At 68.6% G+C, this 8285-nt stretch carries 5 protein-coding genes; 1 reads left to right on the top strand and 4 read right to left on the bottom strand.

The genetic code is table 11. From position 1 onward, the window contains the following. Nucleotides 1-97: 97 nt before the first annotated feature. Together ACFWY9_RS44345 and gltB are read right to left on the bottom strand one after the other, a co-directional pair. Nucleotides 98-1549: a glutamate synthase subunit beta gene (locus ACFWY9_RS44345; protein WP_378341716.1), complete on the bottom strand. Its 1452-nt coding sequence runs from the start codon at nt 1547-1549 to the stop codon at nt 98-100. Next, complete coding sequence (gene gltB / locus ACFWY9_RS44340) at nt 1542-6092, bottom strand: glutamate synthase large subunit (protein WP_378341715.1); 4551 nt, start codon at nt 6090-6092, stop codon at nt 1542-1544. Before gltB ends, ACFWY9_RS44345 begins: the two co-directional genes overlap by 8 nt. Nucleotides 6093-6587: 495 nt before the next feature. Between gltB and ACFWY9_RS44335 the strand changes: the two genes are divergently transcribed. Next, nucleotides 6588-7241, top strand: coding sequence for a YigZ family protein (locus tag ACFWY9_RS44335; protein WP_378330229.1), 654 nt, complete (start codon nt 6588-6590; stop codon nt 7239-7241). Here ACFWY9_RS44335 and ACFWY9_RS44330 read toward each other — a convergent pair. Both ACFWY9_RS44330 and ACFWY9_RS44325 read right to left on the bottom strand, forming a co-directional pair. After that, nucleotides 7210-7770, bottom strand: a complete 561-nt coding sequence (locus tag ACFWY9_RS44330) for a GNAT family N-acetyltransferase (protein WP_378330230.1) — start codon at nt 7768-7770, stop codon at nt 7210-7212. The genes ACFWY9_RS44335 and ACFWY9_RS44330 overlap by 32 nt on opposite strands. Before the next feature lie 55 nt (nt 7771-7825). After that, nucleotides 7826-8083, bottom strand: a complete 258-nt coding sequence (locus ACFWY9_RS44325; RefSeq protein ID WP_378330231.1) for a hypothetical protein — start codon at nt 8081-8083, stop codon at nt 7826-7828. Between the last annotated feature and the right edge of the window lie 202 nt (nt 8084-8285).

The following is an 8285-nucleotide window of genomic DNA, read 5'->3' as shown; positions in this document are numbered from 1 at the left end:
GGCGGCGGGGGCCTCCGGTTCATGGGGGGTGTGGGGGGGGGGTGCGCGCCCACCGCCGCGTAAACACTCCCCGAACCGGCGAGATCGCCGTTTCGGGTCAGGAGATGGGGCGGTCGGTGGGGCGGATGGGGGCGGGGAGGACGTCCCGGCCGGTGAGGTAGGCGTCGACGGCGGAGGCCGCGGAGCGGCCTTCGGCGATAGCCCACACGATGAGCGACTGGCCCCGGCCCATGTCCCCGGCCACGAACACGTTGTCCAGGCTGGTCCGGAAGTCCTTGTCCCGCGCGACATTCCCGCGCGGGTCCAGCTCGACGCCGAGCGACTCCAGCAGGCCCTCCCGTTGCGGGCCGACGAAGCCCATCGCGAGCAGCACCAGCTGCGCGGGGAGCTCCCGTTCGGTCCCGGGGACCGGGACGAACTTGCCACCCTCATTGCGCACCTCGACCAGCGAAAGCGCCCGCACCCGGCCGTTCGCGTCACCCAGGAACTCCTGTGTGTTGACCGAGTACAGCCGCTCGCCGCCCTCCTCGTGCGCCGAGGAGACCCGGTAGATCATCGGGTACGTCGGCCACGGGTGAGCGTCCGAACGGGACTCCGGCGGACGCGGCATGATTTCCAGCTGTGTCACCGATTTCGCGCCCTGACGGTGTGACGTGCCGACGCAGTCCGCGCCCGTGTCACCGCCACCGATCACGACGACGTCGAGCCCGGCGGCGTCATACGGCGACACGTCCAGCTCCCCGGCAGCGACCCGGTTCGCGGGCGGCAGGAACTCCATCGCCTGGTGGATGCCGTCCAGTTCGCGGCCGGTGATCGGCAGATCCCGCCACGCCGTCGCCCCGCCCGCGAGCACCACGGCGTCGTAGGCGGACCGCAGTTCCTCGGCGGTGACGTCGACGCCGACGTTCACCGAGGTCCGGAATTCCGTGCCCTCGGCCCGCATCTGGTCGAGCCGACGGTCCAAACGGGACTTCTCCATTTTGAACTCGGGGATGCCGTAGCGCAGCAGCCCGCCGATCTTGTCGGCCCGCTCGAGGACCACGACGCTGTGGCCCGCGCGCGTCAACTGCTGCGCCACGGCAAGTCCGGACGGCCCCGAACCGACGACGGCGACCTTCTTGCCGGTCTTCGTCACCGGGACCTGCGGGGTGACCCAGCCCTCCTCGAAGGCGCGGTCGATGATCGAGATCTCGACCCGCTTGATCGTCACCGGATCGTCGTTGATCCCGAGCACACAAGCGGTTTCACACGGCGCGGGGCACAGCGTGCCGGTGAACTCCGGGAAGTTGTTGGTCGCGTGCAGCCGATCCGCCGCCTCGCGCCAGTCTTCCTGCCACGTCAAGGTGTTCCACTCCGGGATGAGGTTCCCGAGCGGGCAACCCTGGTGACAGAACGGGATCCCGCAGTCCATGCAGCGCCCGGCCTGCTTCTGGAGCTTCGTCGTCGCGAAGTCCTCGTAGACCTCGCGCCAGTCCATCAGCCGCAGATCCACCGGGCGGCTCTTCGGCGTTTCGCGCGGGGTGGTCAGAAAACCCTTGGGGTCAGCCATGAGCCGCCTCCATGATCGCCTCGTTCACGTCACGCCCATCCCGCTCGGCCTTCGCCTGAGCGGCGAGCACTCGTTTGTAGTCCTTCGGCATGACCTTGCCGAACCGGTCGGTGGCCGCGTCCCAGTCCGCCAGCAGGGCCCGCGCGACAGCGGATTCCGTTTCGTTGTAGTACTTCTCCAAAGTGGACCGCAGGAACGCGACGTCCTCGGAGTCGAGCGGATCGATGTCCACCATCTCCGGGTTCACCCGGTGCGCCGGCAGGTCGAGCACGTAGGCGATCCCACCGGACATCCCGGCCGCGAAGTTGCGCCCGATCTGGCCGAGCACCACCATCCGGCCCCCGGTCATGTACTCGCCGCCGTGATCACCGACGCCCTCGACGACGGCCAGCGCGCCCGAGTTGCGCACGCAGAACCGCTCGCCGACCTTGCCGCGGATGAAGATCTCGCCGCTCGTCGCGCCGTAGCCGATGACGTTCCCGGCGATGATGTGCTCCTCCGCCGCATACGTCGCTTCATGCGGCGGCCGCACGATGATCCGCCCGCCGGACAGGCCCTTGCCGACGTAGTCGTTGCCGTCGCCGGCCAGCCGCAGCGTGATCCCGCTCGGCACGAACGCGCCGAACGACTGGCCCGCCGTGCCGGTGAAGGTGACGTCGATCGTGTCGTCCGGCAGGCCTTCCCCGCCCCAGCGCTTGGTCAGCTCGGACCCGAGCATGGTGCCGACGGTCCGGTTCACGTTGCGCACCGGCAGTTCCAGCCGCACCTTGTCGCCGGAGTTCAGCGCGCCCTCGGCGAGCTGGATCAGCGTGTTGTCGAGTGCCTTGTCCAGCCCGTGGTCCTGCAGCGTCTGCTGGAGCCGCAGCCCAGCGGGCGCCATCTCGGGCACGTGGAAGATCGGCGCCAGGTCCAGACCGGACGCCTTCCAGTGCTCGACGGCCTTGCGCTTGTCGAGGAACTCGGCGTGCCCGACGGCCTCGGCGATCGAGCGGAAACCCAGCTCCGCCAGGTATTCCCGGACCTCCTGGGCGATGAACTCGAAGAAGTTCACCACGTACTCGGCCTTGCCGCTGAACTTCTCGCGCAGCTTCGGATTCTGCGTCGCCACGCCCACCGGGCAGGTGTCGAGGTGACACACCCGCATCATGATGCAGCCGGACACCACCAGCGGCGCGGTCGCGAAGCCGAACTCCTCGGCGCCGAGCAGCGCCGCGACGACGACGTCCCGGCCGGTCTTGAGCTGACCGTCGGTCTGCACCACGATCCGGTCACGCAACCGGTTGGCCAGCAACGTCTGCTGCGTCTCGGCGAGCCCGAGTTCCCACGGGCCACCGGCGTGCTTGATGGATGACAGCGGCGACGCGCCGGTCCCGCCGTCGTGGCCCGAGATGAGCACGACGTCGGCGTGAGCCTTCGACACACCCGCCGCGACCGTCCCGACGCCGACCTCCGACACGAGCTTCACGTGGATGCGTGCCTTCGGGTTGGCGTTCTTGAGGTCGTGGATCAGCTGGGCAAGGTCCTCGATGGAATAGATGTCGTGGTGCGGTGGCGGGGAAATCAGCCCGACACCGGGCGTGGAGTGCCGCGTCTTCGCGATCCACGGGTACACCTTCGGGCCGGGCAGCTGCCCGCCCTCGCCGGGCTTGGCGCCCTGCGCCATCTTGATCTGGATGTCGTCGGCGTTGACGAGGTATTCGCTCGTCACCCCGAACCGTCCACTCGCGACCTGCTTCACGGCACTGCGCCGTTCGGGGTCGTAGAGCCGTTCCGGATCCTCGCCACCCTCACCGGTGTTCGACTTGCCGCCGAGCCGGTTCATCGCGATGGCCAGGGTTTCGTGCATCTCGGCCGAGATCGACCCGTAGGAGATCGCGCCGGTCGCGAACCGCTTGACGATCTCCGAGACCGGCTCGACCTCCTCGATCGGCACCGGTGCGCGCTTGCCGTACTTGAAGTCGAACAGCCCGCGCAGCGTCAGCAGCTTCTCGGACTGGTCGTCGACGGCCTTCGTGTACTCCTTGAAGATCTCGTACTTCCCGCTGCGGGTCGAGTGCTGGAGCTTGAACACGGTCTGCGGGTTGAACAGGTGCGGCTCGCCCTCGCGGCGCCACTGGTAGTCCGCGCCGGTCTCCAGCTCGCGATGGTTCGCGTGGAAACCGTCGGCGGGGAAGGCGTGGCGGTGCCGCTGGGCGACCTCGTCGGCGATCGTGTCGAAGCCGACGCCGCCGAGGCGCGAGGTCGTCCCGGTGAAGCAGGTCTCGATGACCTCCTCGCCGAGCCCGACCGCCTCGAAGATCTGCGCGCCGGTGTAGGAGGCCACAGTGGACACTCCCATCTTCGACATCGTCTTGCGCACGCCCTTGCCCAGCGCCTTGATCAGGTTCTGGGTGGCCTGCTGCGCGGTGACCCCGGGAATCCGGCCCTGCAGCGCCATTTCCTCGACCGTCGCCATCGCCATGTACGGGTTGACCGCGGCGACGCCGTAGCCGACGAGCAACGCGATGTGGTGCACCTCGCGCGCGTCGCCCGCCTCGACGATGAGGCCGACCTGCGTGCGGGTCTTCTCGCGAACCAGGTGGTGGTGCACCGCGCCGGTGAGCAGCAGCGAGGGGATCGGCGCGTGGTCCTCGTCGACCCCGCGGTCGGACAGCACGATCAGCCGCGCGCCGTCCTCGATCGCCTCGGACACCTCGGCGCGGATCTCGTCGAGGCGTTCCAGCAGCGCCGCGCCGCCGCCGTGCACGTTGTACCGGCCGAGCACGGTGACCGCCTGGAACTCCGGCAGATCACCGTCGTCGTTGACGTGCACGAGCTTCGCGAGCTGGTCGTTGTCCAGCACCGGGAACGGCAGCACGATCCGGCGGCACGACTTGGCGTTCGCGTCCAGCAGGTTCGGCTCCGCGCCGAGCTGGGTGCCGAGCGCGGTGACGAGCTCCTCGCGAATGGCGTCCAGCGGCGGGTTGGTCACCTGCGCGAACAGCTGGATGAAGTAGTCGTACAACAGCCGCGACCGGCTCGAGAGCGTGGCGATCGGCGAGTCGTTGCCCATCGAGCCGATCGGCTCCGCGCCGGTGCGGGCCATCGGTTCGAGGATGGTTTCGAGCTCCTCGGAGGTGTAGCCGAACGCCTGCTGACGGCGCACGAGCGCCGCGTGCAGCGGGATTTCGCGGTCCCGCGCGGGAAGTTCCTCCAGCCGCAGCAGCCCGGCGTCGACCCATTCGTCGTACGGGTGCGCGGTGGCCAGCTCGGTCTTGATCTCCTCGTCCTCGATGATCCGCCCCTCGGCGGTGTCGACGAGGAACATGCGGCCCGGCTCCAACCGTCCTTTCCGGACGATCGTCGACTGGTCCAGCTCCAGCACGCCGACCTCGCTGGCGAGCACCACCAGGCCGTCGTCGGTGACCCAGTAGCGGCCAGGGCGCAGGCCGTTGCGGTCCAGCACCGCGCCGATCTGGCTGCCGTCGGTGAAGGCGACCAGCGCCGGCCCGTCCCACGGCTCCATCAGCGTCGAGTGGAACTCGTAGAACGCGCGGCGCGCGGGGTCCATCTCCTGATGGTTCTCCCACGCCTCCGGGATCATCATCAGCACCGAGTGCGGCAGCGACCGGCCGCCGAGGTGCAGCAGCTCCAGCACCTCGTCGAAGGAAGCCGAGTCGCTCGCGCCGCGGGTGATGACCGGGTAGATCCGCTTGAGGTCACCGGGAATCAGGTCGGTGCCGAGCAGCGCCTCGCGGGCGTCCATCCAGTTCCGGTTGCCGCGCAACGTGTTGATTTCGCCGTTGTGCGCGACGTAGCGGTACGGGTGGGCCAGCGGCCACGAGGGGAACGTGTTGGTGGAGAAGCGGGAGTGCACCAGGCCGATGGCGCTGGTGACGCGCTCGTCGGTGAGGTCGAGGAAGAACTTCTCGACCTGCGGCTCGGTGAGCATTCCCTTGTAGACGATCGTGCGCGAGGACAGGGAAGGGAAGTAGACCTCGTCCTCGGCCAGCTCGTGTTCGGCGCGCTTGCGGACGCAGAAGGCCGCGCGCTCCAAGGCGAGCCCGTCGAGGTTGTTCCTGCGCCCGGCGAGGAAGAGCTGGGTGAAGTGCGGCATCGTCTCGGCCGCGGTCGGGCCGACGTGTTCGGCGTCGACCGGCAGTTCGCGCCAGCCGAGCAGGCGCATGTCCTCTTCGCCCGCGATGCGTTCGATGGCGCTCATCGCGCGGCCGCGCCGTTTTTCGTCGGTCGGCAGGAAAGCGGTTCCGACCGCGTACGCGCCCGCGTCGGGCAGGTCGAAATCGACGACCGCGCGGTAGAACTCGTCCGGGATCTGGATCAGCAGGCCCGCGCCGTCACCCGTGTCGGGTTCGGCGCCGCGCGCCCCACGATGTTCCAGATTCCGCAGTGCGACAAGTGCTTTGGCCACGATCGCATGGTCCCGGCGACCTTGGAGGTCGGCGACGAAGGCGACACCGCAGGCGTCGTGTTCGTATTCGGTGCGGTACAGGCCCTTGGCCTGCTCTTCCCCCGGATGGGGGACGGAACTAGTACGGTGGGTCACGGCTGGCCGCCTCCCAAGGCGTCGGCGCGACCGGCACACACTCCATTAGGTGGTTCGAGCAGAACCAGTTAACAAAGTGGTCCGGGACCGCGATGGTCAGTCGAGAGCGAAGACGTCGTCCTGGCCGTTATCCGCGAAGGGAGTACGGCCGTCCTGGGACGGACATCGGGAGGACCGCACAGCATTGGGCGGCCGAACTGTGGTGGTGCTGCGCACGCGCCCGGGTGTGACGAGCCGCTGTGGTGGGGGCCAGTCAAGGGGCACGCGTGTTACTCCCGGGTTCGCCGGGTCTTATGACGATAGTGTGAATTCGCCGTTATCGACATACGTCGATGGCCGCGCGTGGGAAATGCCACGCTTACGTTGACGGGTCCCGGGGTACTCCCCATACGACGGAACCTCTTGCTCGCAGGTACGGCGGAATCGTGCTGACCTGCGAAAACGTGCTGCGCCACCGGGTGTTCACGCGGGCGGGAGAGATGAGAAGCTGGCGGGATGACCGGTTCTGATCGTTACCTGTCCGTAGCTCGTGCCGGGGTGCACGAGATCGAGGTGAAGCGATCCCGGTTCCTGTGCGCGCTCGCCCCGGTCGACACCGCGGACGCCGCGCGCGAGGAGATCGCCCGGCGCCGCAAGGCCGAACCCGGCGCGCGGCACCATTGCCACGCCTTCGTGCTCGGGCCGGACGGGCGTACCCAGCGCTCCAGCGACGACGGTGAGCCCGCGGGCACAGCGGGCACGCCCATGCTGGAGGTGTTGCGGCGCCGCGACCTGACCGACACCGTGGCCGTCGTCACTCGTTACTTCGGCGGCGTGCTGCTGGGCGCGGGCGGGCTGATCCGCGCGTACAGCCAGGCCGTGGCCGAGGCGCTCGACGTCGTCGGTGTCACCGAGTACCGGCGGCTGCACCTGGTCGAGGTCGCCGTCGACTACGGCCGTGCCGGGCGCCTGGAGAACGACCTGCGGTCTTCGCCGTACCTGCTGCACGACTCCTGGTTCGACGACAACGCGCACTTCGAGATCGGGCTCGGCACGGGTCAGTGTGAGCCGTTCCACGGCTGGCTGGCCGACCTCACCGGCGGCGAGGCGGTGGCCCGCGAGCGAGGCGAGCGGTGGGTCAAGGCCGATTCGCCCACTCCGCGCGGGTGATCGCGTACTCGACCTCGCCGTGCTCGGCGCCCTCGATCGATTCGGCCCACTCCTCGTGGAAGGTCCGGACGAAGCGCATGCCGATCTTCTCCATCACCCGGCGTGAGCGCTTGTTCACCGCCATGGTGTAAGCGACCGCGCGGCATACGCCGAGTTCGGTGAATCCCTTGTGCAGCAGCGCGAGCGAGCCCTCGGTGGCGTAGCCCTTGCCCCACGCGTCGTGGTTGAGCCGGTAGCCCAGCTCGGGTTCGTCGGCGGGCGCGCCTTCCTCGGGCCGGAAGTGGAACCAGCCGAGGAACGTCCCGCCGGCTCGCTCTTCCGCGACCCAGAACCCGTAGCCCTCGAACCGCTCGTAGTACGTGAGGTAGTGCGGGATCAGGTCCTCGGCGATGTACGCCCTGTCGACGGGCGCGCCGCCGTTGACGAACCGCGTGACGCGCGGATCGTTGTCGAGCGCGTACATGGCGTCGACATCCTCGATCGTGAACCGCCGGAGGACGAGACGAGCGGTTTCCAGGAATGACTCCACCGCACAATGCTGCGGTGTCGTTCATTCCCGGGGCAACCGATTTCCCCGCGGTTCCCTACGCGGCGACCGAGTCCGGCCCGGCCAGCGCCGAAGATCCCTTGTCGGTCAGCAGAGCGGGTACCCGCTCCCCGCATTTACCCGCTCTCGCGGGGCGGACAAAACCCAACCGCGCCAAGCGATGCGCGGTCAGCTGGTCACAACAGGCGAGCCCGTCGATGAACAGGTCCGGCTCGCAGCTGCAACTGATTTCGGCATGGCCCCCAGCCACGGCTCGCAGGGTGGCCCGCTCACGATGGTTCAGCTCGTCGATCATGGCGGTGCCTCCTTTCCTCACCGTTCCAGTGAAACTCCCACCACCGACATTTTCCGTCTCCCGCTGTGCGGAATCGGGTATTTCTGCCCTTTCGGGTCGGCGAGTCGTCCTCTTCCGGCCGGAGTTCACCGGTTCGTGGTGCGCCTCCCCGTGCTCGCACGCTGCTTCGGCGTCGCGAACGCTCCGTTGGGGACGTTCAACG

The sequence above is a fragment of the Amycolatopsis sp. NPDC059027 genome, from assembly GCF_042739735.1.
GTDB lineage: Bacteria > Actinomycetota > Actinomycetes > Mycobacteriales > Pseudonocardiaceae > Amycolatopsis.
This window is presented reverse-complemented; position numbering and strand designations above follow the sequence as displayed.

Coding starts and splice junctions, on each gene's coding strand:
- ACFWY9_RS44345 (WP_378341716.1), bottom strand. CDS start 1,549: ATGGCTGACCCCAAGGGTTTTCTGACCACCCCGCGCGAAACGCCGAAG.
- ACFWY9_RS44335 (WP_378330229.1), top strand. CDS start 6,588: ATGACCGGTTCTGATCGTTACCTGTCCGTAGCTCGTGCCGGGGTGCAC.
- ACFWY9_RS44325 (WP_378330231.1), bottom strand. CDS start 8,083: ATGATCGACGAGCTGAACCATCGTGAGCGGGCCACCCTGCGAGCCGTG.